The 25,570-nt window shown below is 41.3% G+C and carries 21 protein-coding genes; 12 read left to right on the forward strand and 9 right to left on the reverse strand.

The features are described 5' to 3' along the window. Window positions 1-53 precede the first annotated feature (53 nt). Complete coding sequence (locus G564_RS0106200) at window positions 54-2,549, forward strand: glycogen/starch/alpha-glucan phosphorylase (protein WP_051205335.1); 2,496 nt, start codon at window positions 54-56, stop codon at window positions 2,547-2,549. On the opposite strand, the gene G564_RS0106205 is transcribed toward G564_RS0106200, so the two are convergent. Then, window positions 2,546-3,130: an HD domain-containing protein gene (locus G564_RS0106205; RefSeq protein WP_029036901.1), complete on the reverse strand. Its 585-nt coding sequence runs from the start codon at window positions 3,128-3,130 to the stop codon at window positions 2,546-2,548. The genes G564_RS0106200 and G564_RS0106205 overlap by 4 nt on opposite strands. Then, a complete protein-coding gene (locus tag G564_RS18690; RefSeq protein WP_084625587.1) occupies window positions 3,090-4,025 on the reverse strand; it encodes a YitT family protein in 936 nt (311 codons plus the stop codon). Before G564_RS18690 ends, G564_RS0106205 begins: the two co-directional genes overlap by 41 nt. 230 nt (window positions 4,026-4,255) lie before the next feature. Here G564_RS18690 and G564_RS0106215 point away from each other — a divergent pair, with 230 nt between their 5' ends. From G564_RS0106215 to G564_RS0106230, 4 genes are all read left to right on the forward strand, one after another. Further along, window positions 4,256-4,708 carry a hypothetical protein gene (locus G564_RS0106215; protein WP_029036902.1) on the forward strand — a complete coding sequence of 151 codons (453 nt, stop codon included), beginning with the start codon at window positions 4,256-4,258 and terminating at the stop codon, window positions 4,706-4,708. A 65-nt stretch (window positions 4,709-4,773) separates the two neighbouring features. Further along, window positions 4,774-6,534, forward strand: a complete 1,761-nt coding sequence (locus G564_RS18695; protein WP_084625588.1) for an adenylate/guanylate cyclase domain-containing protein — start codon at window positions 4,774-4,776, stop codon at window positions 6,532-6,534. A 72-nt stretch (window positions 6,535-6,606) separates the two neighbouring features. Further along, on the forward strand, window positions 6,607-7,401 hold the full coding sequence (locus G564_RS0106225; protein ID WP_156879187.1) for a hypothetical protein: 795 nt from the start codon (window positions 6,607-6,609) through the stop codon (window positions 7,399-7,401). Window positions 7,402-7,502: 101 nt separating this feature from the next. Further along, a complete protein-coding gene (locus G564_RS0106230; RefSeq protein ID WP_029036904.1) occupies window positions 7,503-8,969 on the forward strand; it encodes a flavin monoamine oxidase family protein in 1,467 nt (488 codons plus the stop codon). Here G564_RS0106230 and G564_RS0106235 read toward each other — a convergent pair. The 4 genes from G564_RS0106235 to G564_RS0106250 all read right to left on the reverse strand — a co-directional run bounded on the left by G564_RS0106235 (window position 8,966) and on the right by G564_RS0106250 (window position 14,222). Continuing rightward, complete coding sequence (locus tag G564_RS0106235) at window positions 8,966-9,760, reverse strand: PhzF family phenazine biosynthesis protein (RefSeq protein WP_029036905.1); 795 nt, start codon at window positions 9,758-9,760, stop codon at window positions 8,966-8,968. The two genes, G564_RS0106230 and G564_RS0106235, sit on opposite strands and share 4 nt — an antisense overlap. Window positions 9,761-9,811: 51 nt before the next feature. Then, a complete protein-coding gene (locus G564_RS0106240; RefSeq protein WP_029036906.1) occupies window positions 9,812-10,822 on the reverse strand; it encodes an LLM class flavin-dependent oxidoreductase in 1,011 nt (336 codons plus the stop codon). 186 nt (window positions 10,823-11,008) lie between these two features. Then, complete coding sequence (locus G564_RS0106245) at window positions 11,009-13,552, reverse strand: ABC transporter permease (RefSeq protein ID WP_029036907.1); 2,544 nt, start codon at window positions 13,550-13,552, stop codon at window positions 11,009-11,011. Then, window positions 13,539-14,222 (reverse strand): ABC transporter ATP-binding protein, encoded by a 684-nt coding sequence (locus G564_RS0106250; RefSeq protein WP_029036908.1) that lies wholly within the window; start codon window positions 14,220-14,222, stop codon window positions 13,539-13,541. The genes G564_RS0106245 and G564_RS0106250 overlap by 14 nt, the downstream gene beginning before the upstream one ends. Window positions 14,223-14,284: 62 nt before the next feature. On the opposite strand from G564_RS0106250, the gene G564_RS0106255 reads away from it, so the two are divergent. Then, window positions 14,285-14,977 carry an arylesterase gene (locus tag G564_RS0106255; protein WP_037373612.1) on the forward strand — a complete coding sequence of 231 codons (693 nt, stop codon included), beginning with the start codon at window positions 14,285-14,287 and terminating at the stop codon, window positions 14,975-14,977. Window positions 14,978-15,021: 44 nt separating this feature from the next. On the opposite strand, the gene G564_RS18700 is transcribed toward G564_RS0106255, so the two are convergent. After that, a complete protein-coding gene (locus G564_RS18700; RefSeq protein ID WP_037373594.1) occupies window positions 15,022-16,095 on the reverse strand; it encodes an endonuclease/exonuclease/phosphatase family protein in 1,074 nt (357 codons plus the stop codon). 207 nt (window positions 16,096-16,302) lie between these two features. Here G564_RS18700 and G564_RS0106265 point away from each other — a divergent pair, with 207 nt between their 5' ends. Continuing rightward, on the forward strand, window positions 16,303-16,968 hold the full coding sequence (locus tag G564_RS0106265; RefSeq protein WP_029036910.1) for a helix-turn-helix domain-containing protein: 666 nt from the start codon (window positions 16,303-16,305) through the stop codon (window positions 16,966-16,968). Window positions 16,969-17,055: 87 nt separating this feature from the next. On the opposite strand, the gene G564_RS0106270 is transcribed toward G564_RS0106265, so the two are convergent. Continuing rightward, on the reverse strand, window positions 17,056-17,424 hold the full coding sequence (locus G564_RS0106270) for a hypothetical protein (RefSeq protein WP_029036911.1): 369 nt from the start codon (window positions 17,422-17,424) through the stop codon (window positions 17,056-17,058). A 99-nt stretch (window positions 17,425-17,523) separates the two neighbouring features. Here G564_RS0106270 and G564_RS0106275 point away from each other — a divergent pair, with 99 nt between their 5' ends. Together G564_RS0106275 and G564_RS0106280 are read left to right on the forward strand one after the other, a co-directional pair. After that, a complete protein-coding gene (locus G564_RS0106275) occupies window positions 17,524-18,444 on the forward strand; it encodes a LysR family transcriptional regulator (protein WP_029036912.1) in 921 nt (306 codons plus the stop codon). A gap of 240 nt (window positions 18,445-18,684) precedes the next feature. Continuing rightward, window positions 18,685-19,104, forward strand: a complete 420-nt coding sequence (locus G564_RS0106280) for an SRPBCC domain-containing protein (RefSeq protein WP_029036913.1) — start codon at window positions 18,685-18,687, stop codon at window positions 19,102-19,104. Between the two features lie 223 nt (window positions 19,105-19,327). Here the strand turns inward: G564_RS0106280 and G564_RS0106285 are convergent, their stop codons facing one another. After that, on the reverse strand, window positions 19,328-19,690 hold the full coding sequence (locus G564_RS0106285) for a hypothetical protein (RefSeq protein WP_156879188.1): 363 nt from the start codon (window positions 19,688-19,690) through the stop codon (window positions 19,328-19,330). Between the two features lie 324 nt (window positions 19,691-20,014). Here G564_RS0106285 and G564_RS0106290 point away from each other — a divergent pair, with 324 nt between their 5' ends. The 3 genes from G564_RS0106290 to G564_RS0106300 are packed head-to-tail and all read left to right on the forward strand — an operon-like array spanning window position 20,015 to window position 25,516. Then, window positions 20,015-21,091 carry an efflux RND transporter periplasmic adaptor subunit gene (locus G564_RS0106290; RefSeq protein ID WP_029036915.1) on the forward strand — a complete coding sequence of 359 codons (1,077 nt, stop codon included), beginning with the start codon at window positions 20,015-20,017 and terminating at the stop codon, window positions 21,089-21,091. Next, window positions 21,091-24,216: an efflux RND transporter permease subunit gene (locus G564_RS18705; RefSeq protein WP_051205337.1), complete on the forward strand. Its 3,126-nt coding sequence runs from the start codon at window positions 21,091-21,093 to the stop codon at window positions 24,214-24,216. The genes G564_RS0106290 and G564_RS18705 overlap by 1 nt, the downstream gene beginning before the upstream one ends. Next, window positions 24,209-25,516, forward strand: coding sequence for a TolC family protein (locus G564_RS0106300; protein WP_029036916.1), 1,308 nt, complete (start codon window positions 24,209-24,211; stop codon window positions 25,514-25,516). The genes G564_RS18705 and G564_RS0106300 overlap by 8 nt, the downstream gene beginning before the upstream one ends. The last annotated feature ends 54 nt before the right edge of the window (window positions 25,517-25,570 follow it).

Here is a 25,570-nt window from a genome sequence, read left to right on the forward strand (position 1 = left end):
GCATTAGTATTACCAATTTTGATTTTTTTCTTACTTTTTTAAAAAATGCAGCTATGAAGAAACAGAATAGAAGTGTAGAAAATTATTTTGCTACCATAGGAGAGAAAGCTAGTGAAGTTGGACTGTCTAAGGAGGACCTGAAAAAAGACTTTTTACAGAAGCTTTTCTATCATCTTGGAAGGGTACCGGCTTTAACTACAGATAATGATATATACACTGCTCTTGCCTTAACAGTACGGGACAGGGTACTTCGTCAATTTGTGCGTTCAACAGAGCAATTTGCTGAAAAAGATGCCCGCGGAATAGCATATTTTTCTGCAGAATATCTACCCGGTCCACATCTTGGAAATAACCTTCTTAACCTGGAGATCATGGACGAAGCAAGGGAGGCTCTCGCCGAACTTGACCTTGATCTGGATCAGATCCTGGAACAGGAGGTAGAACCCGGCTTAGGTAATGGTGGGTTAGGGCGGCTTGCTTCCTGTTATATGGACGCGCTGGCTACTCTGGGGATACCTTCCATAGGTTACGGAATTAGATATGAATTCGGGATCTTTAAGCAGGAGATATCTGAAGGCTGGCAATCTGAAACCACAGATAAATGGCTGCATAACGGAAACCCCTGGGAAATTATAAGACCCGAAATTTCTTATGAGATCAAATTTGGAGGAAGAACTGAACATGACAGAGATGAAAACCATAAGTACCAGGTAGACTGGCATCCCGAATCTGTTATTAAAGGTACTGCTTACGACACTCCTATCCTGGGATATCAAAGTAATGGTATCATTATGCGTCTTTGGAAAGCGGAAGCCGTGGAATCTTTTGATTTTTCGGTGTACAACATGGGAGACTACTACAGGGCTGTCGAAAAGAAATTACGTTCAGAAAATATTACCAAAGTACTTTATCCCAATGATGAAAACCTTTCGGGTAAGGAATTGCGGTTGAAACAACAGTACTTCTTTGTTTCCTGCTCTCTCCAGGATATGATAAGTATGCATTTATTGCAGGGGAGAAAACTAGAACAATTCCATGAAAAATTTTCAATTCAGTTAAATGATACCCATCCTTCGATTGCAGTAGCCGAACTTATGAGACTACTTGTAGATGAGCATCAAATGGAATGGGATGAGGCCTGGCATATTACCAGCCATACCTTTGCCTATACAAATCATACCCTCTTACCCGAGGCTCTGGAGAAATGGTCTGTAAGTTTGTTAGGGAGAATCTTACCCAGACATTTAGAGCTTATCTATGAAATAAACGGCAGGTTCATGAATGAATTGCGGGAAAAAGGATTTAGTGGAGAACAGATTTCCAGAATGTCTCTCATAGATGACCACGGCGAACAATCCATAAGAATGGCTCACCTGGCAACGATAGGAAGTTTTAAAGTTAATGGAGTGTCTGAATTACATTCCAGGCTCCTTAAAACCCAGGTGCTCAATGATTTTGCGAATCTATGGCCGGAAAAATTTACAAATGTTACAAATGGAGTGGCTCATCGTAGATTTCTGGCATTAAGTAATCCCGGTCTTGCTGCATTAATTTCTCAAAAAGTTGGTAATAGCTGGCTCACAGATCTCACAAGTTTTGAAGAGCTTGAGAAATATGCAGAGGATAAGTCGTTTCAGAAAGACTGGAGAGCAGTGAAGCTTGAGAATAAAAAGATCCTGAGTAAACTACTGAAAGAAAGAGCGGGGGTAGTAATTGATCCTTCCATGTTGTTTGATGTGCAGGTAAAGCGCATACATGAGTATAAGCGTCAACATTTGAAATTACTTCATATAATTGACCTGTACCTTAGGATCAAAGAAGGTAAAGGAAAAGGGATAGCCCCATCTGCCTTTATTTTTGCCGGTAAGGCAGCTCCGGGTTATTTCATGGCAAAGCTTATCATCCGTCTCATTACGGCAGTGGCCGATCTGGTTAACAATGACCCGGAAGTTAATAAGACTTTAAAAGTTGTTTTCCTGCCTAATTTTAACGTCAAACAGGCACAACGGGTTTATCCTGCGGCCGATCTTTCTGAACAGATATCAATGGCCGGTAAGGAAGCCTCAGGTACGGGGAATATGAAATTTGCTCTTAACGGAGCACTCACTATAGGAACCCTGGATGGAGCGAATGTGGAAATCATGGAAGAAGTAGGAGAAGAGAATTTTTTCCTTTTTGGGCAAACTACCGAAGAGGTACAGGAAACCAGGAAAAAAGGTTACCGGCCATACCAGTATTATGAAGAGCAAGAAAGTATAAAACGGGTGATGGATTTTCTGGTGTCAGGAGAATTGGGAGAAGGAGACCCTGAACTTTTCAGGCCCTTGTATGATAACCTTCTGCAACAGGACCAATATCAGTTACTAAAGGATTTTAATTCCTATTGCGAAAAGAAAGAAGAGGTTTTTAAAGTCTGGGCAGATGAGAATGAATGGGCGAAACGATCCATTCTGAATGTCTCCAGAATGGGTAAATTTTCTTCGGACAGATCCATACGGGATTATTGCCAGAACATTTGGAATGTAGAATCGGTGAAGTTGAAAGATTAATTACTTTGAGTAAGCTGTTTCCGAAGCTTTTTAAGATGTTTAGCTTTTATCGCTTCACAATGTTTCTTACAGTAATTGGTATGGTAGGAGTGGTTGCTTAAAAAATTTACCTGTATCTCATTCCATTCTTCCCGGGAAAGGTCTGGCCTGGAATGAAGCATTTCCTGATAAAGCTTTTCGCTTATTTCGTGATATTGATCTGTTCCCATATACTCAAGATCGGCATCGGCAAGTATTTTTTCAGAGATGGTTTTCGGTTTCTGGGGGATTTTTGTTGCGGTGATCATATCGCAAACCCTGTTGATTTCTTCAGGAGTGAGTTCATACTCCGGAAGTTCCATAGATGCCATTTCACAGCCCGTGTTTTCATGGTCCTCCCGGTCTTTAACAAAGCCGAGATCATGATACAGGGCAGCGACCTTTATAAGGAAAAGGTCCCGGCCTTTTACTCCTTCCTGTTTTGCCAGGAATTCAGCTTTTTCCAAAACATAAAGCGTATGATCTGGGGAATGATAAGTCAACCAGGAAGGAAGATCATTCTCAAGTCTCGATATCACTTCTTTGTAAATTCTTTTGAACATGGTCTTCGAAAGTATCTCTTGTTGTCTGTTTTCCAATACCACCTTTTACTTCTTTTATTCTCTGTACAAAAAAGAAAGCATTGGGATCTATTTTTAAAGTAGCTTCTTTAATACGATGTATTTCGAGCCGGGTAACGACAGTCATTATAATATCACAATCGTGTTTTATCTCATATGCACCGGGCAAATAACCTCTTTCTCCCTTATATACAGTTATTGCTTTACCAAAGTCATTTACAATAAGAGATTTCACTTCCTCACAGTCTTTAGAAATAATGCTTAGAGCTGTAAATTCCTCAAAACCATCTACAACATATGTTGTGGTCTTTGAAGCTGTAAAATATACCAAAAAAGAATACATGGCAGTTTCCAGGTCAAAAACGAAGGCAGCTCCAAGAAAAATAAGTCCGTTAAAAGCTAAGATGATTTCTCCTATAGAAAAGGCAGATTTTCGGGTGGTATAAAATGCCATAATTTCCAATCCGTCCAGCACGCCACCACCTTTAATTACAAGTCCAAGGCCCAACCCTATAAGAAATCCACCAAAAACAGCGATCAGCACTTTGTCTTCGGTCACTGCCGGGATATCTAAAAAATGCATAAGTATGGTTAGAACAAGAATAGATAACAGGGATCTTAATGCAAAGGTTTTCCCTATTTTTCTATATCCCAGGTACAAAAAGGGCAGGTTGAACGCCACAAGTAAATAGGTAAAAGGTATATTCAGGATCTCTTCCACCAGGATAGAAATCCCGGTTACCCCACCATCCAGAAAATGATTTGGTAGCATAAATCCTTCCAGGGCGACCATGGCGGAAAGTATTCCCAACAGGGAATAAACCACCGATTGGAGAGAAAAGAGGGAGTTCCAGTTAATGGGATTTTTTGACTTCATAATTACATCGTGAGATCCGGGAGGTACCTCTAACTTAACAAATTTTTCGGAATAATATTACAAAACTTCTCGTAATGAGATCTTTAAGAGTTTAAGGAAAGCTATTTCTGTAGGAATCTAAAGGAAATCCCGTATTTAAAATAGAAAATGTTACAGTTCAACGAATATTATTTATTAGTTAAGTTATCTTTAGTAAATTAATAATCAGATAATTAACTAAATAGAATATTATGAGAAAAGGTGAAAATAATAATGGTGGACAGCCAAAGAACACTGTAATCTATGTTACAGTCGATACCCGGAAGATCAATGAAGGAAATATTGATCAACATGTTGTTTTTTCAGATGACAGAGATGATCCTCCGCAGAAACCGGGAAATCCAAAGGATTATGTTTCAACTATAAACAAAGGAATGAAAGTCTACTGGAGGGGAGTAGCTAAAGATGCCGATTCCGGGGATACTATAGAGATCACCGGGGTAGATGTAAAAGATGCAAAAGGTTCCTGGACATTACTTGACGGTGTGGAATCTGAGCAGGGGAACAAAGGAGTCAAAGTGGGAAGGGTGAAGGGACTATATATTGAAGGACAGGAACCCTATAGTGTGAGATTCAGGATTGAAGGAAGGAAAAGCGAGTTTGAGGTAGACCCTAAACTTGAAATGGTGGCAACAAGTCAGTGAAAATCAAGCTTTATATATTAATATTTTTACTTTCAGGGAGTATTTGTAATAGTGCGGCCCAGGAGATGAGCATGCCTCAACTTGATAGTCTCAAGAAAATATTTAATGAACAGCCCGATAGACGTGATGACCCTCATTTATTACTGGGAATCATGCATCATGAAGTGGCACCTGACAGTATTCTTAAATATTCCCGCCTTTGTTTTGAAAGTGAAAAGAGTCAATCCTCAGATTCTATCCTGTTTGCTGCATATCACAAGCACGGAGCAACCTGGCGCGGAAAAGCGAATTACGATACGTCACTGCAATATCTTTTCAAAATGGCACAGATAGCCGAAAACTTTAAAGATCCGGTAAATTTAGGAAGGGCAAATATAGAAATAGCAAATACCTATGGGGAAAGTGGGGATTTCAAAAATGCGCAGACTTACTACAATCGTGGCCTGGACTTTTTAAGAGGCTCGAAAGACACTTTAAGTCTTGGCCTTGCATTATTCAATATAGGAGATAATCTTTTTGAAAAGCGCCAATTGGATTCTGCATTGGTTTATACAGAAGAATCGCGGGATATTTTTAAGCGATACAATAAAAATTTTTATGAAGCTCACAGTCTTGGAAATCTAGGGAGGATCTATGCTCTCCAGGGTGATAACAGAAAAGGAGAGCGTTATTTAAGAGAAGCTATTGAAGTCCTCAAGGAGACCGACTATTTGAATGCCACAAGCGATTTTCTCGCTTCTATGGGCGAAGTATACGCCGAGAGGGGAGACTGTAGAACGGCAATAGATTATGCTCAAAGAAGCCTGGAAGCTGCTTATAACCACGACTTAAAACAGGATATTGAAGAGGCCCATTTAATGCTTTCCAATCTTTTTGAGCAGGTGGGGAATATACCTGAAGCTTATAATCACTATAAACAACATGTTTTTATTAATGACAGTATCCGGGACATTAAGACGGTGGAAGAAATGGCAAATTTGCGCACAGATTTCGAAATTGCCAGAAAACAAACGGAAGTTGATCTTCTCAATGAACAAAAAGCCAATCAGAGAAATATAGTTGTGGCTACAGGAATCGCTTCATTCCTGGTAATGCTGCTGGCCCTGGGACTCTATAGGCGGAACAAATATATAGGAAGGACAAAAAAGATCATAGAAATGGAAAAAAACAGGTCTGATAAATTGTTATTGAATATCCTTCCTCATGAAACCGCAATGGAACTAAAGGAAAAAGGAAAAGTAAGTGCAAAACGTTTCGAGGAAGTAACCATTTTATTTACAGATTTCAGGAATTTCACCCACTATGCCGAAAACCTTCCGCCGGAAGAATTGGTAAAAACAGTAGATTTCTACTTCTCCAAATTTGATGAGATTGTGGAGGAGCACGGATTAGAGAAGATCAAAACTGTTGGGGATGCCTATATGTGTGCTGCAGGAGTACCGTTTCCTGTAGAAGATCATGCTCACAGGACCTTATTAGCTGCCTGTGATATGCTCTCTTTTGTAGAGGAAGCACATAAAAATAATCCCAAAGGAGAGACCCGGTTTCGCATTCGGATTGGAGTAAATTCCGGACCCGTGGTGGCAGGAGTTGTGGGAAGTAAGAAATGGGTTTATGATATCTGGGGGGATGCTGTTAATACTGCGGCGAGGATGGAAACTTCTTCTGAATTGGGAAAAATAAATATCTCAGAAAATACTTATGCGCTGGTGAAAGATAAATTTGAATTTGAGTACCGCGGAGAAATTATGGTAAAGAATAAAGGATTGATGAAAATGTATTTTATAAAAGGAAACAAAATATTGTCCCAGGATAATGTAGCCTAATTACAGGTTTAGTTATTGAATATTGGTAACAATTATTATAATAAATCGTATAAGAGGAATAATCAACTTCTTATGAGAACATTCTATCTTCTGTTGTCGATCGTTATAATAATGGTTTCCTGTACACCAATGAAGCCGGTCCTTTCGGTCTCAGACACTACAGCATTTCCCGTTAAAGGCAGGCAAGGCCTGTTGATAAGGCAGAAAATAAGCTTTAGTGATTATGAAACTTCAGTAGTGAAGCGGTCCTGGACCCGTAGTGGGAATACGCGTGTGGACCTCATTAGTGGACAGGTGCACAACCCTGCCTATCCTAACTTAATCGCTATGGACTACGCCAATAGCGACCAGGCTTACTACTTTACCCTCAGGGATTTCTTTGGAAATGCAGCAGATGTTTATGCAGTGTCTGCTTTTCATTCACGGGATCTACAAATTGGTGATAACCCAAATTCTGTAGTGAATATTATGGAAGATATTTTTGGAGGATCGGGATATTCAGAAAACCTGTTCTATCTTCAGATCTTCCTAAATTCTGAAACACAGCCCTGGCAACTTGTTTTGGATAACCATGCTGCCCAATTGTCGGCAGGAGATTATACCGGGTTTTTTGCTCTTGATAAGAACAATTTCTATAAGCTTAAACCCCTTACCAGGGTGGTGGGTAAAAAAGGACCACAGGAGATGATCTTTGGTTCTATAGGTTATGAGATCTTTGACAACCGGGGAACATCTGTTGCAGCGGTTTCGCTGGTTGATAGAGGAGAAGTCTACTTCCACACGAAAGATCCCTCAGAACGTTTTTTACTTTCAGGACTCTGTGCAGCACTTCTCCTGCAGGAGGATGTTTCGGAAGCCGTTCGCTGATAAATTAACTGAATAAAATATTTTATGTAATTTAGGTGATCATAAGTCCTCCTTTCTTCCCCTTTTATTTCTACTGCTAACCAATAATTATCATAAATATTATGAAAACAACAGAAAAGAAGGGGATCTCCAGAAAGATCTTTTTACAGCAATTCGGCGCTTTGGGAACAGGGCTGTTATTTTCCGCAAGTCTTGCCGCAGCCGAATTCCTCAGTGGAAAAACAAAAGATCCAAAAAGAATAATAGTAATAGGTGCGGGACTTTCGGGTCTTGCTGCAGCATGGAACCTGCGGGAAGCCGGGCACGAGGTGACCTTGCTCGAAGCAAGAAATCGACCCGGTGGGAGAGTATCTACATTACGTGAACCATTTTCTGAAGGTCTTTATGCAGAAGAAGGAGCTGCAGCTTTTTCTAATTCCTACACTACAGCATTAAAATTTATTGATCGATATGGATTTGAAAAGATACCATGGACACTTCCGGAAAAGCCTGTTACCTATCATCTCAACGGCAAAAGACTTGATGTGGCTTCGGGAGAAACAGTAGAATGGCCATATGAACTTACTGCAGAAGAAAAGGAATTAGGACCATTCGGGCTCGTTCAGAAGTACATAATTGACACCCTTCCGCAGGAAATAAGACAGCCGGAAAACTGGAACAGGGAACCGCTCGTGCAGATGGACCATACCTCTCTTGAAGCTTACCTAAGAGCACAGGGAGCGAGTGAAGGAGCTATTCAACTCATAAGAAACACCCAATGGTTTGCTGCAGTGCCCGGAGGAACTTCAGGATTATCTATGGCAATCTCAGATTTTGGCCTGTTCATGGGGGATGCTCCATTCATTCTCAAAGGGGGTAATGATCTATTGCCCCGGGAAATGTCAAAAGAAATGAACGATGTCATTCGTTATGAAACCCCTGTGAGAGCTATTGAGGACCTTGGAAAAGAGGTAAGAGTAACTTCAGAAACAGGATCATCTTTTACGGCCGAAAAGGTAATTGTAACACTTCCTCTTAAAGTGCTTCAAAAAATTAATTTTTCTCCTGCTCTTTCCGACCCTAAGACAACGGCTATAGAAGAAATGCGGGTATTAGACCTGGCGAGGGTTTTTCTTGAACTGGAAAAACCTGTGTGGAGAAAAGAGAATCTTTCGGGACTTACTTTTACGGATCTTCCCATTGGTCAACTAAATGCATATGAAAATATGAATGATGTGCAGGGACCTGCATTACTGGAGAGTTCGCTCGCAGGAGAGGCAGCGAAAAATATTAATGGAAAATCAAAAGAAGAGGTGGAACAAATGTTTATATCGCACATAGAAAAAATCCATCCGGGAACAAAGGAACATCATACAAAAACAATTATTAAAAACTGGTCTACAGATCCATATGCTTTGGGAGGTCCCAGCTGGCCTGCTCCGGGTTCTGTAACAACTCATCTTGAGCATCTTCAGAGTTCCCATGGGAATATTCATTTCGCCGGAGAACATACCAGTATCTTGAGAAGTACCATGGAAGGAGCGCTGAGATCGGGAATACGTGCGGCCCGGGAAATAGGAGTGAGCTAATCCAGATCGAGAAATAATTTGCCAATGGAATAAGTACCTGCAGTGCCTGCAACTTCGACCCGCTCACCTTTGTTCCGGCAAAGGAGACGGCCTCCGCGCTCAGATAGTTGCATGGCCGTTAATTCGTTTTTTTCCAGTTTTTCACTCCAGTAGGGCGTCAGGGAACAATGCGCCGAACCGGTTACTGGATCTTCAAAAACAGAAGCCTTTGGTGTGAAAAAGCGGGAAACAAAATCTGAATTGTCACCTTTAGCTGTAACGATGACTCCTCCCGTACCCAATTCCAGTTGATCAAATAAAGAACGATCTATGCTAATATTTCTCACTTCCTCTGCAGACTGGTAAACCAGGACGTAGTCCCGCGCTTTCAGTACCTCCTGTGGCTGAAAATTCAGTGATCTTTGAAGAAGTTCGGGAAGAGGAGTGGGTGCAGGTTTCCTTGCCGGCAGATCAAGAATATAAAGATCATCTGCTGTGGTTACAGTCAGATCTCCGCTACGGGTCTCAAAAATGATATTTTTACCTGAAAATTTTCTAATCTCCCTTAGGGCGTGAGCAGTTGCAAGAGTGGCATGCCCGCATAGATCCATTTCCATTTCGGGGGTAAACCAGCGAAGGTGAAATTTATATCCTAAATCGACAAAATATGCAGTTTCGGCAACAGCATTCTCTTTTGCTATTTTCAGGAGGAGATCATCCGGTAACCATTCTGACAGGGGAACTACACAGGCAGGATTTCCGCTGAAATTTCCATCTGTAAAAGCATTGATCTGGTATAAATGTAGCTGCATAGACCAAAATTAGAAATAAAGCCGGACAAACTACAGCCGGGTCGAAAGGAATTAGTTTAATTCTTTCATAATTTCTGAAAAGATCCTGTATGATTTTACCCGGTCTTCATGATGAAAAATATGGGAAGCCACCATGACTTCACTGACTCCGGTTTGTTTGAGAAATTCTGAAGTTTTCTCCTTTACAGATTCTTTACTTCCAATAAATGCATATTTCAGCATCCTTTGAAAGGCGGGATTTGCTGCCAGTTCCCGAAGCTCGGCAGTCATTTTCGCAGGAGGTTGCATGTAATCAATATTTCCCGTCATTACTCCAAGCATCATCTTGATTAAGGTGGTGGAAATATCTTCAGCTTCTTCATCTGTATCGGCAGCAATTACATTGATGCAACCTATGGTATAAGGTTTTTCAAGAAACTTAGAAGGTTGAAATTTGTTATAGTAAATGTTTAGCGCCTCGAAAAGTTGTGCGGGAGCAAAGTGGCTGGCAAAAGCGTAGGGTAAACCTTTCTCGGCTGCCACATGTGCACTGTCTGTGCTCGATCCCAGTATATAGATTGGCATTTTAACTCCTTCGGCAACCCCGGCACGGACTTTTGAATTTTTATTTTCTGTGGAAAAATACTGCTGGATCTCACTTATTTCCTCCGGAAATTTATAGACAGCCTGCATACGGTCACTGCGAATGGCATGGGCAGTAACCTGGTCGGTTCCCGGGGCTCTGCCGAGGCCGAGATCAATACGATCGGGATATAGATTACCCAGTGTTCCGAATTGCTCCGATACTATCAGGGGGGAGTGATTAGGTAACATGATTCCACCGCTGCCTACCCTTATCTTTTCTGTGCCGCCGGCAATATACCCGATCAGGACTGAAGTGGCCGAGCTGGCAATGCTTACCATGTTGTGGTGTTCGGCCAGCCAGAACCGGTGGTATCCCATGTCTTCAGCCTTTTGTGCCAGGTCAAGGCTGTCCTCAAAAGTCCTTTTTATGGAGGAATTTACACCAACACTGGCGAGTTCAAGTATGGAATAGGGGATGGATTTCTGTTTTTGATTCATAGCGAATTTGTGTACAGCAAAGGTCGGGATTTTAAAAGGAAATGAAAAGCTGTAAAGAACCCGAAATCCCTGGTTGAAGCATCATAGACACTTTTGGGGCAATTTTTTATTCTTTGCATATACAGATTTCGAGATGTTTTGTAATCTCGATTTTGGCAAACGGAAAGAATTTTTCCCGACCCAATCTTAGTAGCTTTCCTTTCTTAATACCTCCAGTGGCGGACTTTTTATTACACTTATACTGTTGGTAAGGCCAATGAACATTACAAGTAATGTGATAGAAGGGAACAATACCAGGAAAGGGAAAACAGAAGGCGTGAAGGCTGTTTCGAACAGCAGCCAGGCGAGTAATTGACTGCTAAGCAGAGAAAGCAGGATGCCAGATAATGTTCCCAGGGCACCAAGATAAAAGTATTCCAGGGCCAGTATTTTTAAGATCTGCCTGCTTCGGGCACCAATGGTACGTAGCAGTACGCTTTCCTTTATACGCTGAAACTTACTGGTACGCACAGCTCCTAACAAGACAATAATTCCCGTGAGTATACTAAAGAAAGCCATGAAATTAATGAGCCAGGCGATTTTATTGAGTATATCTTCAACTACGCGTAGTACCTGCCGCAGGTCAATTATGGAAATGTTCGGGAATAACCTCACCAGTTCCTGCTGTAAAGCTGCCGATGATTCTTCGTTTGAAACGTTTGCAGTTATCACCCGGAATTGCGGTGCGTTCTCAAGGACACCTGCCGGGAATACAATGGAAAAATTAGGTTGCATCCTGCTCCAGTCAACTGTTCTTATACTACGCACTTCCGTATTCATGACCACTCCCTGCACATTAAAAGACACCCTATCTCCTATGCTCACCTGGGCATCCTCCGCAAAATTATCACTTACAGAAATAGGGATAAGATTAAGATCATCAACCCGGGGAATCCATTCCCCCGAAGTTAAAACTTCCGAATTGATAAGCGAATCTCTGTACGTAACCCGGAATTCATGGTTTAATACCCAGCGGTTAATTCCTGAAGTGGAATCTTCCTTTATTTGGTTTACAGTTCGTCCTTCAATACTTTGAACCCGCATAGTGACAATAGGAATATTGTCAAGTACGGGATTTCCGGATGCTCTTATTGTTTCTGAAACATTCTCATCCTGTCCCGCCTGTACATCTAGGAGGATCATATTAGGACTATCGGTTTGGGCGTCCAGTGAAGCCTGATCCAGCAGGATGTCCTTAGTGAAATACAGCGTACTTATAAGAAAAGTTCCCACGCCTATAGCCAATACGAGGGTAAGGGTTTGATTTTGCGGTCTGAATAAGTTCTGTAAAGACTGTCGTGCAGGAAAACCCCATGTTTTAGGAAAGTTTTCCCGTATCCCCTTCATGAAAAGTTTAGCTATTCCCGCCAGAATAGAAAAAGTAAGAATGATCCCAAATACGAAACTAAAGGAGTATCTCCAGTCTTTTAAAAGCCAATAAGAGAAGAGGAGAATAAATAAAAAAATGCCTGCAAGTACCGTCAGTTCAGCTTTTCCTTTTTTCTTTCCGCTGCTTTTTTGTACCCGCAGGGTCTCCAGGGGTGAAACGTATAGAGTGCCTATCAAAGGAATGAGAGCAAAGAGCACCGACATTAGAATTCCCAGCAGCAGGCCCATTATAATGATCTGTGGAGAAAAGCTCATTTGAATATCTACCGGTAGTAAATCCTGCAGCAGCAAAGGGAAAAGCTGCTGTAACAATAAGCCTGCAATCGTTCCTATGATCCCGCCTAAAAGACCCATTCCTGCAATCTGTATCAAAAAGATCAGGAAGGATTGTTTTTTTGTTGCTCCCAAACACTTTAAAACGGCTACAGCTTTTAATTTTCCTTTGATATAAATATTAATGGCACTGGCAATACCTACACAACCCAGCAACAATGCTACAAAGGCCACAAGGTTGAGAAATTTGCCGAAGTTTTCATAACGACGTCCCAGGCGTTCACTGGTGGAGGTATGGGTGTCAAGATCTGCTTCATACTTATCCAGTTGGGGGTCCAGTTCCCTGTCCAGCCGATCAAGATCTGCTCCCGGAGCAATGAAATAAAAATCATAGTTGATCCTGCTGCCGGTCTGAATGAGCCCCGTTTCTTCAATAAAACTATAGGGAATAAGAACTGGCGGTGCTATAGAACTGAAAAAGGCGTTGCTGCCGGGTACATTTATTAATGACCCGGCGATGGGAAGGACAACCTCCCCAATTTTGATCTGGTCTCCCGGTTTGAGTCCGAGCTGGAGCATGACAGTGGCATCCAGCAAGGCGGCACCTTCTTTTCGCCACTCTTCTGCTGCCTGTGGAGGACTGGTCTCCAGCTCCCCGTAAAAGGGAAAACCTCCTTCAATTCCCCTTACCTGTACCAGTTTGGTGCCGGGATTACCAGGAAATGCAGCCATTGAACTAAAGCTTATCTCTCTTGCCTGTGCCCCTCCTAAAGAATCCATTACACTTAAGATCTCTTCGGAAGGAGCCTCGTCCAGGTCAATCTTAAAGTCGGCTCCCATCATTGCTTTAGACTGCTCAGCAATATTATCCTTAAGGTTCTCTCCAAAGGATTGAATAGAAACTACAGCAGCAATTCCAAGAACAATAGAAGCCATGAAAAGCACCAGCTTACGGCTGCTGGCTTTTCCGTCGCGCCACGCCATCTTCATTAACCAGGAAAGGGAAGCCACGGATCTAGTATTGTTCATGTGACTGAATTATTTTCCCGCCCTTAAGACGAAGGATACGTTGTGTCATTTTTGCGAGATCAAGATCGTGAGTGACGATCACCAGGGTAGTACCGGCTTCCCGGTTGAGCTCAAAAAGAAGATCGATCACTTTTTCCCCCGTTTCTGAATCCAAATTACCCGTGGGTTCATCGGCAAAAAGAATAGAAGGTTTATTGGAAAAAGCTCTGGCCACTGCGACCCGTTGCTGTTCTCCGCCGGAGAGTTGGGAGGGGTAATGATCAAATCTTCCACCAAGTCCGACTTTTTCCAGTAGCTCCCTGGCTACTTTTGAAGCATTTTTGGCGCCTTGTAATTCCAGAGGAACAGCAACATTCTCAAGGGCAGTTAAAGTTGATAACAATTGAAAATCCTGAAAAACAAATCCTACCTTTTGATTGCGCAGTACAGCTCGTTCATCTTCAGAAAGGCTGCTTAATTCAGTTCCGCAAAGTTCTATGCTGCCCGAATCCGGTCTGTCGAGACCTGCGCAAAGCCCTAAAAGAGTGGTTTTCCCACTGCCCGAGGGTCCCACAATAGAGAAGGTCTGTTTTTCTTCTATGTCAAAACTTACATCCTGAAGAACAGTGAGTTTTTTGGCTCCACTGGAATAGCTTTTCTCCAGGTTGCGCACATTCAATATCTTTGTCATCTTTAATGATTAACTGTCAAAAAAGCAAAATAAGAAATGATTTTCATTTGAACCCTGATGACATGAAAAAGCTGAAATTTTTACCATTTATATTAATACTCATTTTGACTTCCTGTGGGGAAGATACCAAGAAGGAAGAGGAAACAAAGATCGAAGATCCTGCAGAAAGTGAAAAGGAAGCTGAAGCCACAAAAAATTCTAAAACCATACTTTTTTTTGGCGATAGTCTTACAGCGGCGATGGGCCTCGATCCTGCTGAAGGTTACCCCGCCGAAATACAGGAGAAAATCGACTCCCTGGGGCTTAACTATGAAGTGGTTAATGCCGGTCTAAGTGGAGAAACTACTGCAGCCGGAAAAAACCGGTTAGATTGGGTCCTTAATCAGGAGGTAGATATTTTTGTTTTGGCACTGGGTGCAAATGACGGACTTAGAGGCATTCCTGTAGAAGAGACCAGGAGAAACTTACAAGCTATTATTGACAACGTAAGAGAGAAAAATCCGCAGGTTGAGATCATTCTGGCCGGAATGCAGATCCCGCCCAATATGGGGCCGGAATATACTGCAGAGTTCAGGGAACTTTTTCCTGAAATAGCAGATAAAAATAACATTCATCTTATTCCATTTCTTCTTGAGGGAGTAGCCGGAGTTCCGGGATTAAATCAACAGGACGGGATCCACCCAACGGCCGAAGGATACGATATCGTAGCCGAAAATGTGTGGGAGGTTATGGAACCGGTGATAAGAGAAAAATAACAGGTGTCAAAAATGCCATTTTAGAAGCCTTTGTTCTGTAAAGACTAGTGATCTCCGGAGTTGAGTCCTTTGTCTATTTTTTCTTCTGCCCATTCTTTTTCCTCTTCATCGGGATCTTCGGGTCCGTCATTTAGGTCCTCATCTTTTGGGTCATAGACCAGACTTATGAAAATAGGAAAGTGATCGGATCCTATCTTATCTAAACGTTTCAGTTTTTGTAGCAGAAAGTCTGAACTGTGGAATACATGGTCCAAAGGCCACCTAAAAACGGGATATTCCGCATGAAAGGTATTATAGAAACCTCGGCCTATCCTTGGGTCTAATAATCCGCTAAGACGCATGAACAATTTCGTGGTACGGGACCAGGCCACATCGTTAAGGTCCCCAAAAACTAATGTTTTCATTTTTCCGTCCACTTCCTTTCCTACGAGTAGAAGTTCTGCATCACGGTTGGTGGAGGTGTCATCTTCAGAAGGACTGGGAGGTTTTGGGTGCAGGCAATGAATATTTATTCTCTTTCCGCTGCGGAGCTTTACTTTTCCGTGAATGGAAGGAATTTCTTCAGAAATTAGATATTTTATATCAACATCCTCAAGTTCAAGTTTGGAATAAAGATGCATACCATATAAGTTATCCAGGGGAATCTTGACGGTATGTGTATATTGTTTTTCTATCACCTCCAGTTGCTTCTCCCATTCTTTAGTAGTTTCCAGAGTAAGAACCAAATCGGGATTTTCCTGTACAATGAGTGTGATCAGCTTTCCGTATTTGTTATTGGTTGCGAGTACATTACTAACCAGAATAGAAACTTCATTAGGGTCATCTTTTCCTTTGAATTTTTGCACCTGCTTTTTAGCAAAAATAGTATAGGGGAAAATTTTGACAGACTGGTACAGAAAACTGAATACCAGAAGCAGCATAATGGCATACTCCCAGAAGGAACTGAAATTAAAAACTACTGCAGAATAAAGAATTACAAATAATATAATGGTACTTATCTGCAGACGGGGGAAATCAAAACCCCTGATCCACCACTGATCGAACCTCGTAAGTGAGGCCAGCGTGGGCAAAAGGGCAAGAATCCCCAGGATAAGGGCCACAATTTCGGGGAAGTTCATAGTCATAATTAACAGGACAATTCAAATATACATTTTTGTAAAAAAAGGTGGAGGTTCCCCATTAAAGTATTTTTATTTTTCTGAGTTATTGGGGTTCAAAAAATAAAAAAAGTGATTATTTCCTAATTTTTGCCCGCTAATGAGGAAAACCGTAATCAAGCCTGCGAGCTTTGTCTTAACTTTGAATTATTAAAGAAACTAAAGGTCATGTTTAAAAAGGTTCTGGTAGCGGAAGACATGGACAGTATCAACCTGGCGGTTGCGGCAGTGCTTCAAAACCTTGATATTGATCAGGTTGAGCATGCCCAGTATTGTGACAAAGCCTGGTTGCTGGCTAAAAAGGCTATTCAGGATAAGGAGCCTTTCCAGCTTCTTATTTGTGATCTTTCCTTTAAACATGATCATCATACAGAAAATATTGGATCGGGTAAAGAGTTGATCAACCTGCTAAAACAGGAAGATCCAAATATCAAAGTCCTGGTCAATACAATAGAAGATCATCCACATACAGTGCGCAGCCTATGGGATTCCGGTCATATTGACGCTTATGTCTGTAAAGACCGAAATGGTATGCGGGATCTGCAGGAAGCTATTCTGGCTCTTAATGATGGTCAGCAATACAATTCCGAAAGTATAGAAGCTGTACTCAAGAAGGATAATCTACTTTTTTTAGGCAACTGGGAAATCGAGATGCTTAAAGCTGTGGCTACCGGCCTTACACAAGAAGAAATTCAGGAGGATTTTAAAAACCGTAATATATCTCCGAGCAGTAAAAGTTCAATTGAAAAAAGGCTTAAAGAATTAAGGGAGGAGTTTGGTGCGAATACCACTCCACATCTCATTGGAATACTTAAAGATCTGAAGATCATCTAAAAATAAACAAAAACCGCCTGGAATTGCTGCAGTTTCCGAGAATGTAGGGTAATCGGAAAAAGCACTTGAAGGGCGGTTTGTCTTTGTTCAGAAATTTGTTGCCGTTAAAAGAGCCACAAGAGAAACCACTAGGAAACAGACAAGAATAAGGAAGGACCGGTTCGAAATACCTGAAGAAGTCTTTTGTTGAAGAATATGATCTTCTTTTTTTTCTCCCTCTGCAACTAATTTTTGACCTATAACAGTTTTGTATCCCATTGTTTTAGCCTGCAAACCCTTCTCAGTTAATTTTAGCCTGTCATTTTCAATTGAAATGAATTCATACTTAATAAGATCATTAAGGCTTTCAATATATTGGGAAGACAGAATTACCGTAGGATCTCCCTCCTCAACGAGCTGTAAAAGCCTGTCTTTTAAATCTTCATCTGCTTCATTAAATATCTCTGGCTGACTCATTTTAAATTATCCGAATATATGCAGATTGCATTAGCAAAAATAGCACCTTATAAAACATAAAATAATTTATACATTTAATGCAATACATAAAAGCCTTTTATGCATTATACCTTACATCAACTAAAAGTATTTCTAAAAGTAAAGCAAACCGGGAGCATTACCAAGGCAGCAGAAGAGCTTCATCTTTCCCAACCTGCTGTTTCCATACAGATAAGGAATTTACAGGATCAATTTGATGTTCCTTTATTGGAAATAATAGGACGTAAAGTGTTTATTACTCAATTTGGAAATGAAATTGCTGAAGCATCCGGCAGGATCATTAGGGAGATTGAGGGAATAAACAGTAAGGCTGCTGCCTTCAAAGGGGAACTTATAGGAACCCTGAGTATAACGGTAGTATCTACAGGGAAATATGTGATGCCTTATTTTCTTTCCGATTACTTAAATGCTCATCCGGGTTTAGAACTTATTCTGGATGTAACTAATCGGGCACGGGTAATAGAGAGTTTAGAAAAGAATGAGGTCGATTTTGCACTTGTATCCCTTCTGCCTCAAAATATGCAGGTTGAGCAACTCAACCTAATGGATAATAAGCTATTCTTTGTAGGAGGGAAAAATCTTATTACAAAACAGCAACAGACCAGTGACTTGCTTACTAAAGTTCCTTTGATTTTTAGAGAAAAAGGTTCAGGTACCAGAAAGATCATGGAAAGATTCATAAAACAACACGATCTTAATGTGACCAGGAGGTTGGAACTTACATCTAATGAGGCTGTAAAACAGGCTGTCATTGCGGGACTGGGATATTCTGTTATGCCTTTGATAGGAATTAGAAATGAATTGAGCAGGGGACACATAAATATTGTTCCTGTAGAAGGTTTCCCTATAAATTCAACCTGGAAATTGATCTGGTTAAAAGACAAAATCCTGTCTCCTGCCTCGAGCTCCTTTCTTAAATATTTACAGCAGGAGAAAGACAGGATCATTAAGGAGCAATTTTCCGATTTTGACTCCTTTTAAAGATCAATTTATTTTCAAATTCAATAGGTCATCTTTTTCTGAATATCTTCAGCTCCAGAAGATCTACTTAAAATTGAGAAATGATTAGGAAAACCAGGAACAATCCTGTTCCGGAATTTTAAAATGTTGTATTTTTATTTAATTGAGTGCCAGGCAGGTGGGTGGGTATTTTGACGATGTGCCTGTAGTGAGGTAGCTCTTTTTAGAAATCTAAACCGGTTAGAAATAAATCCTGAAGCTATGAAAGATAATCGTATACAAGTAGAAACCTTAGTACCTCTTCCTATAGAGAAAGTCTGGAATTTATGGACCACTCCCGAACATATTAAAAAGTGGAACAATGCATCACCCGATTGGCATACACCCTTCGCCGAAAATGAGCTAAGGGAAAATGGAAAATTCAAATACCGGATGGAGGCTAAAGATGGAAGCGCCAAATTTGATTTTGAGGGAAATTACACAGAAATAAAAGAACACAGAATGATCAAATACCGGCTGACAGATGGAAGAGAGGTAGAAATTATTTTCAAACCTGTGGATAATGCAACTTTCATAGAAGAAACTTTTGATGCTGAGGCAGGAAATTCTGTTGCGAAACAAAAGGAGGGCTGGCAGGCGATCCTGGAAAACTTCCGGGAATATGCCGAAAGGAACATTTGAACAGGAAGGTCTAAATACCGAAGATGTTTAAAAGTATAAGGCCGTCAAAATACTGACGGCCTCAGGACTGTAATTCTATCCGAAAGCAAACAAATCTTATTCAGTAGGTAAAATTACAGCGACAATTATATATATGGTTTTGAGATCTTATTTGAAGTGTTGACATTTAGAATATAGACGTTGCAGCAGATAAAATAAGGGCTGTTCAAAAATCCAATTCCTGTCATGTTTTAATCTTTCTATTATTTTCAAAAACTTCATTATTGATTGCAATTCCGAAAAACGGATTTTCTTCGGAAATAAAAAGCCCGGCCAGCTGGGTGTGCAGGCTTTCATCAACGAAGGTTAAGGCTTTAACCAGTTCCTCATAACCTGATATTAAAATGCGGGAAATTGAACTTTCACCCGGAGCCGAAGCTTTTAATGCAGAGGTAGCAAATTCTGTCTCTTTATGAACTGCTGCATAGGGATCGTTTTCATATGGATTGTTCTCTCCCGTAACGGAGAGAAACAAAAGCAATAAAGCTGCCAGGAAAAGGAGTTTGCCCGATAATGAAGGTGATGAGATAAAACAAAACATTTTCAAAACTGCAGTATTAGTGTTACAAGAATTTAAAGATAAATAAGTTTTTCAATTTGTTTATATAATTAACTTATAATTTAGACAAATTTATCCAAAATGCTATTGATTCGGATATTCTGTTTATATTAATTACCTATTTAATTTTTCTGTTAGGAATAAATATAAAACGATGATAGCTCTCTGAATTTTTAAAGGGGCTGAAATCCTTGTTTAGAAAAAGAAGATTTTTTTTTCCTACTGCCAATTAAACTTTTCAGGATTAATCCAGTCCAATTAAGTATTACATTTGCCCATTTTACGCTTGCAAATTTTCTTACTTCTTATAAAATGAAGACAAAACATATTATTTACAGCCTGTTACTTGTTGGTCTCGTAATTTTGGTCGTTTACAGGATCACTGCCAATAATGAAGCTAAAACTTCCAATGGTCCCCGTTCTCAGGGCGCAGCAACGGTTACAGGTATGGTTCTTTCACCGGAGCGTTTTTCGGAAAATCTTTCTCTTTCAGGTTCATTGGAGGCTAACGAGCAGGTAGAACTGCGAAGTGAGATCTCCGGTGTGGTAGAACAGATAAATTTTACAGAGGGAAGCAAAGTTTCTAAAGGACAGGTCTTATTTAAAGTTAATGATCTTGAACTCAGGGCTCAACTTGCTAAAATTAAAACTGCCGAAAAACTGGCGGTCGAAAATGAACGAAGAGCTCAACTCCTGCTCGAAAAAGAAGCTATTAGTCAGGAAGAATATGATCTTGCACAGGCCAATTTGCAATCGGCTAAGGCAGAATCTCAGTTGATCGCAGCCCAGCTTGCTAAAGCTACCGTTAGAGCCCCTTTTTCGGGTACTATAGGTCTCAGGTATATTTCAGAAGGAACTTATGTAACGCCTGCTACTTCAATAGCCAACCTGGTGAACCTGGACGAATTAAAACTTACATTTTCTATCCCTGAAAAATACGCAGGGCAGGTTGGAATAGATTCCGAATTGAGTTTTACCACATCTGGTTCTTCAAAGGTGCACATGGCAAAGGTATATGCAATTGAGCCCGGAATTGATGTAGCCACACGTACGTTAAAAATGCGTGCCCTGGCAAAAAATGAAACAGGAAGTCTAATCCCCGGAATTTTTGCAAATGTGAGCCTGCCACTGGCGGCAGTCCAGGATGCTATAATGGTTCCTACAGAGTCTCTTATTCCCATTCAAAATGGTAAAAAGATCTTTATTGCAGATGGAGGTGTAGCCAAAGAAGTGGAAGTACAAACAGGTGCCCGTACAGAACGAATGGTTAGAGTTCTTTCTGGCCTGAAACCGGGAGATACTATTTTAACTTCCGGCGTTATGATCTTAAAAGATGGAGCTCCCGTCAATGTAAACCTGCGGCAGCCTGTTGCTAATACCAGTTTGTAATGAGTCTATCTTCTTTAAGTATAAAAAGACCGGTACTAACTATTGTGATGAATATTGCAATAGTACTTTTTGGGGTCATTGGCTTCACTTATCTCGGAGTCAGAGAGTTTCCGTCCATTGATCCTGCTATTATTTCTGTACGTACAAATTATACAGGTGCGAATCCCGATATTATTGAAAGCCAGATCACAGAACCCCTGGAGAAGGAAATCAACTCCATAGACGGAATTCGAAATATTAGCTCGACAAGCACCCAGGGTTCAAGTAATATCAATATAGAATTCAATCTTGATAAAGACCTGGAGGCAGCGGCAAATGACGTGCGGGATAAAGTCTCACGTGCTGTTAGAAGACTGCCTCAGGATATTGATGCTCCTCCTGTGGTTTCTAAAGCCGATGCCGATTCCCAGCCTATCATTGCCATGACTGTTCAAAGTGATGAAAAAAATGTACTGGAGCTGAGTGATTATGCCGAAAATGTTATTGCACCACGGCTGCAAACTATTCCCGGTGTAAGTAGCGTACAAATCTGGGGACAGCGTCGTTATGCAATGCGACTTTGGATTGACCCGGTGAAGCTGGCGTCTTATGGTGCCACAGTAGCCGATGTTCGTGCAGCTTTAAATGCACAAAATGTGGAACTGCCAACCGGGAAATTAACGGGTTCGAATACCGAACTGGCAGTAAAAACTTTGGGAAATCTTTCTACTGAAGAGGAATTTAACAACATCATCATCAGAGCTCAGGGTGATAACCTTGTACGGCTGAGTGATGTGGGATCTGCAGCCCTGGAAGCAGAAAACCTGGAGACAAAATTAAGTGATTCGGGCCAGGAAATGGTTTCGATGGTGATCATTCCGCAGCCGGGAACCAATTATCTGGATATTGCAGATGCTTTTTATGAGCAGTATGAAATGCTGGAAAAAGACCTGCCTAAAGATTTTAAGCTCAACATTGCTTTTGATAACACCACCTTTGTAAAAAAATCGGTTACCGAAGTTGCAGAAACTCTGGCCATCGCTATAATCCTGGTGATCCTGGTGATCTATCTTTTCTTCAGGAACTGGTCCATTGCTCTGCGGCCACTCATTGATATTCCTGTTTCTCTTATTGCTACCTTCTTTATCATGTGGATGTTTGGGTACTCCATAAATGTTCTCACTTTACTGGCTATTGTTCTTGCCACCGGTCTTGTAGTTGATGATGGGATCGTGGTAACGGAAAATATATATAAAAAGGTAGAGGAGGGGATGAGTCCTATACAGGCTGCAATAAAAGGTTCCAATGAGATCTTCTTTGCCGTGATCTCCATTTCGGTTACACTTGCCGCAGTATTTCTTCCGGTGATCTTCCTGGAAGGCTTCGTGGGAAGATTATTCAGGGAATTTGGAGTAGTCTTGGCCTCAGCGGTTTTAATTTCAGCCTTTGTTGCGCTTACTTTAACTCCCATGCTTAATGCCTACCTGATGAAGCCCGGGAAACAAAACAATTCCAGATTCTACAATTTTACTGAAAAGTACTTTGTGAAAATGAACAGGAGTTATGCTTCCTCTCTTCGGGAATTCATGGAAAAAAAATGGTTAAGCTTCCCTATTCTCGGACTTTGTCTTATTGCCTCTGTAGTTTTCTATAGTCTGCTTCAAAAGGAAACAGCTCCTTATGAAGACCGCAGCTTTTTAAGTCTTGGAGTTACGGCACCCGAAGGAGCATCTTATGAGTACATGGATCGATTTATGAATGAGCTCACTCAATTAATTAATGATTCTATTCCTGAAAAAAAGGTGAGTCTTATTGTTACCTCTCCGGGTTGGGGTTCGGGATCTGTCAACAGCGGATTCGCGAGAATTGCCTTGGTGGAACCTTCAGAAAGGGAGCGTTCTCAGGACGAAATTGCTGCCGATCTTACCGGGTGGACAAAACAGTTCCCCGGTGCGCGTACTAATGTTAGTCAGAGTCCTACCATTGCAGTGAATCGCCGGGGTGGGATGCCAATACAATACATTATTCAGGCGCAGAATTTTGAACAACTGGAGGCGAAGATCCCTGAGTTTATGGAGGAAGTGCAGAATGATCCCACCTTTTCAAATTCAGATCTAAACCTGAAGTTTAATAAGCCTGAATTATATGTGACTATTGACCGGGAAAAAGCACAAACTCTTGGAGTATCTGTACTTGATGTAGCCCAGACCTTGCAACTGGCTTTAAGTGGTCAGCGTTTTGGCTATTTCATGATGAATGGGAAGCAGTACCAGGTAATGGGACAATTTGACAAAAAGGATCGTGACGCTCCTATGGATCTAACGTCCATGTTTGTGAGGAACCGTGATGGCCAACTTATCCAACTGGATAACCTCGTTACTACCGATGAGCAAAGTAGCCCGCCTGCACTTTTTCACAATAACCGCTATATGAGTGCTACGGTCTCTGCGAGCCTTGCTCCGGGTATGAGCATGGATGACGGGATTGAAGCTATGGAAAGAATAAGAGGAAATGTTCTTGATGATTCCTTTACCACAGATCTTGGAGGAGAATCCCGCGATTATGTGGAAAGTAGCTCCAATACCATGTTTGCTTTCGTGCTGGCCCTTTTACTTATTTTCCTGTTACTGGCAGCGCAATTTGAGAGCTTTATAGATCCATTGATCATCATACTTACTGTACCTATGGCTGTGGCAGGAGCCTTATTCAGTTTATGGCTTTTTGGGCAGACCTGGAATATATTCAGCCAAATTGGAACCGTGATGCTCATAGGTCTGGTAACCAAAAACGGTATTTTAATTGTTGAATTTGCCAATCAATTACGTGAGCAGGGGATACCAAAGCGGGAAGCTATATTAAGAGCTTCTGAATCCAGGCTAAGACCTATTTTAATGACCAGTCTTACTATTGCTCTCGGAGCTTTACCAATTGCAGTGGCTTTTGGAGCGGCATCAACAAGCAGGATTGGAATGGGAGTAGTTATTATTGGAGGCACCATGTTCTCTTTGATCCTTACTCTTTTTATTATTCCTGCCGTTTACCTAATGTGGTCGGGGGAGAAGAAGCACAGGCCGGAATTTGACGAAATTGAACGAAAAGAAACCTCTGAACCCAGTGTTCAACCGGAACCCCTTTTGCATGAATAAGATAATTAAACTCCTTGTTTTACTTTTTGTAAGTGTACCCCTTTCTGCCCAGGAACTTTTAACAGCAGAGGAAGCTATACGCATAGCTCTTGATAATAATTACTCTATCAAAATTGCAAGAAACGAGCTTGAGATTGACAAGACCGGAGTTAGCTGGGGTAATGCAGGCATACTTCCCTCAATAGGATTAACAGCAAACAGCAATAACAGCATACAATCCACGCGACAGACGCGGGCTTCGGGAGACATTATTGAAATCGATAATGCAAGGTCCAACAACCTTAATTATGGAGTGGTAGCTGACTGGACGCTTTTTGATGGTTTCAGAATGTTTGCCAGATATGACCAGCTAAAGGAACTGGAAAAACTCGGAGAGGCAGAACTTCAGCAAACCATACTTTCCCGCGTTAGTGATGTGCTAATAACTTATTTCGACCTGGTGCAGCAACAGCAGCAGTTATCTGCTCTTGACAGCACACTCGTAATTTCTGAACAAAGGGTGGAGCTGGCTCAAAATCGTTTTACCATTGGAAGATCTTCCCGGCTTGAAGTGCTTAATGCGCAGGTAGATTTGAATACAGATCGTACTACCATGTTACGCCAGGAGGAATTGTTTGATAATACAAAAGTTCAGCTTAATGAATTATTGGCAAGGGATCCGGCTATAGACTTCCGGGTTCAGGAAGATATTAGGGTTGACGATCAACTTTTACTTGAAAACCTGGAGCAGCTTGCTATGGCTCAGAATCCTTCCTTACAGGCACAGATCATTAACAGGAACATTACTCAGCTGCAGTTAAAACAGGTGAGAGCGGGAAGATATCCCAGCATTGCGGCCAGTACGGGATACATTTTCTCCCAGAACGAATCTCCGGTTGGTTTTACCACTTTTGGAAGGACAGAAGGGTTTAATTATGGATTGACTGCGAGATTAAATATTTTCGATGGTCTTAATCAAAACCGAAGTGAGCAGATCGCAAAGCTTCAGCTGGAAAACAGTGAGATTGCTATCGAGGAGCAGACTCTTACACTGCAGTCGCGACTACAAACGGCGTATCAAACCTATCTCACCAACATCCGTTTAATGGAGTTGGAGAGGGAAAATGAGGCCATTGCGCGTCAAAACCTGGACATTACCATGGAGAAATTCAGGATTGGAACTATTCCCACCATAGAGTTCAGAACTGCTCAACTCAATTATATCAATGCGATGGTTCGCCACAGCAATGCAAAATTCCAGGCGAAACTATCAGAAATTACTCTTAAAGAGTTTGCCGGTCTACTCGCCATTGAAAATTAGCAGTCAACTCCCTAAAGAATTCCACAGGTGTTCAGTTCAGTTTTCGGACCTTTA

It is taken from the genome of Salinimicrobium xinjiangense DSM 19287 (genome assembly GCF_000423585.1).
GTDB lineage: Bacteria > Bacteroidota > Bacteroidia > Flavobacteriales > Flavobacteriaceae > Salinimicrobium > Salinimicrobium xinjiangense.

What these genes read in the sequence shown, in the direction of transcription:
- G564_RS0106200 (WP_051205335.1), top strand. Translation starts at nt 54, where the DNA reads ATGAAGAAACAGAATAGAAGTGTAGAAAATTATTTTGCTACCATAGGA.
- G564_RS0106205 (WP_029036901.1), bottom strand. Translation starts at nt 3,130, where the DNA reads ATGTTCAAAAGAATTTACAAAGAAGTGATATCGAGACTTGAGAATGAT.
- G564_RS18690 (WP_084625587.1), bottom strand. Translation starts at nt 4,025, where the DNA reads ATGAAGTCAAAAAATCCCATTAACTGGAACTCCCTCTTTTCTCTCCAA.
- G564_RS0106215 (WP_029036902.1), top strand. Translation starts at nt 4,256, where the DNA reads ATGAGAAAAGGTGAAAATAATAATGGTGGACAGCCAAAGAACACTGTA.
- G564_RS18695 (WP_084625588.1), top strand. Translation starts at nt 4,774, where the DNA reads ATGAGCATGCCTCAACTTGATAGTCTCAAGAAAATATTTAATGAACAG.
- G564_RS0106225 (WP_156879187.1), top strand. Translation starts at nt 6,607, where the DNA reads ATGAGAACATTCTATCTTCTGTTGTCGATCGTTATAATAATGGTTTCC.
- G564_RS0106230 (WP_029036904.1), top strand. Translation starts at nt 7,503, where the DNA reads ATGAAAACAACAGAAAAGAAGGGGATCTCCAGAAAGATCTTTTTACAG.
- G564_RS0106235 (WP_029036905.1), bottom strand. Translation starts at nt 9,760, where the DNA reads ATGCAGCTACATTTATACCAGATCAATGCTTTTACAGATGGAAATTTC.
- G564_RS0106240 (WP_029036906.1), bottom strand. Translation starts at nt 10,822, where the DNA reads ATGAATCAAAAACAGAAATCCATCCCCTATTCCATACTTGAACTCGCC.
- G564_RS0106245 (WP_029036907.1), bottom strand. Translation starts at nt 13,552, where the DNA reads ATGAACAATACTAGATCCGTGGCTTCCCTTTCCTGGTTAATGAAGATG.
- G564_RS0106250 (WP_029036908.1), bottom strand. Translation starts at nt 14,222, where the DNA reads ATGACAAAGATATTGAATGTGCGCAACCTGGAGAAAAGCTATTCCAGT.
- G564_RS0106255 (WP_037373612.1), top strand. Translation starts at nt 14,285, where the DNA reads ATGAAAAAGCTGAAATTTTTACCATTTATATTAATACTCATTTTGACT.
- G564_RS18700 (WP_037373594.1), bottom strand. Translation starts at nt 16,095, where the DNA reads ATGAACTTCCCCGAAATTGTGGCCCTTATCCTGGGGATTCTTGCCCTT.
- G564_RS0106265 (WP_029036910.1), top strand. Translation starts at nt 16,303, where the DNA reads ATGTTTAAAAAGGTTCTGGTAGCGGAAGACATGGACAGTATCAACCTG.
- G564_RS0106270 (WP_029036911.1), bottom strand. Translation starts at nt 17,424, where the DNA reads ATGAGTCAGCCAGAGATATTTAATGAAGCAGATGAAGATTTAAAAGAC.
- G564_RS0106275 (WP_029036912.1), top strand. Translation starts at nt 17,524, where the DNA reads ATGCATTATACCTTACATCAACTAAAAGTATTTCTAAAAGTAAAGCAA.
- G564_RS0106280 (WP_029036913.1), top strand. Translation starts at nt 18,685, where the DNA reads ATGAAAGATAATCGTATACAAGTAGAAACCTTAGTACCTCTTCCTATA.
- G564_RS0106290 (WP_029036915.1), top strand. Translation starts at nt 20,015, where the DNA reads ATGAAGACAAAACATATTATTTACAGCCTGTTACTTGTTGGTCTCGTA.
- G564_RS18705 (WP_051205337.1), top strand. Translation starts at nt 21,091, where the DNA reads ATGAGTCTATCTTCTTTAAGTATAAAAAGACCGGTACTAACTATTGTG.
- G564_RS0106300 (WP_029036916.1), top strand. Translation starts at nt 24,209, where the DNA reads ATGAATAAGATAATTAAACTCCTTGTTTTACTTTTTGTAAGTGTACCC.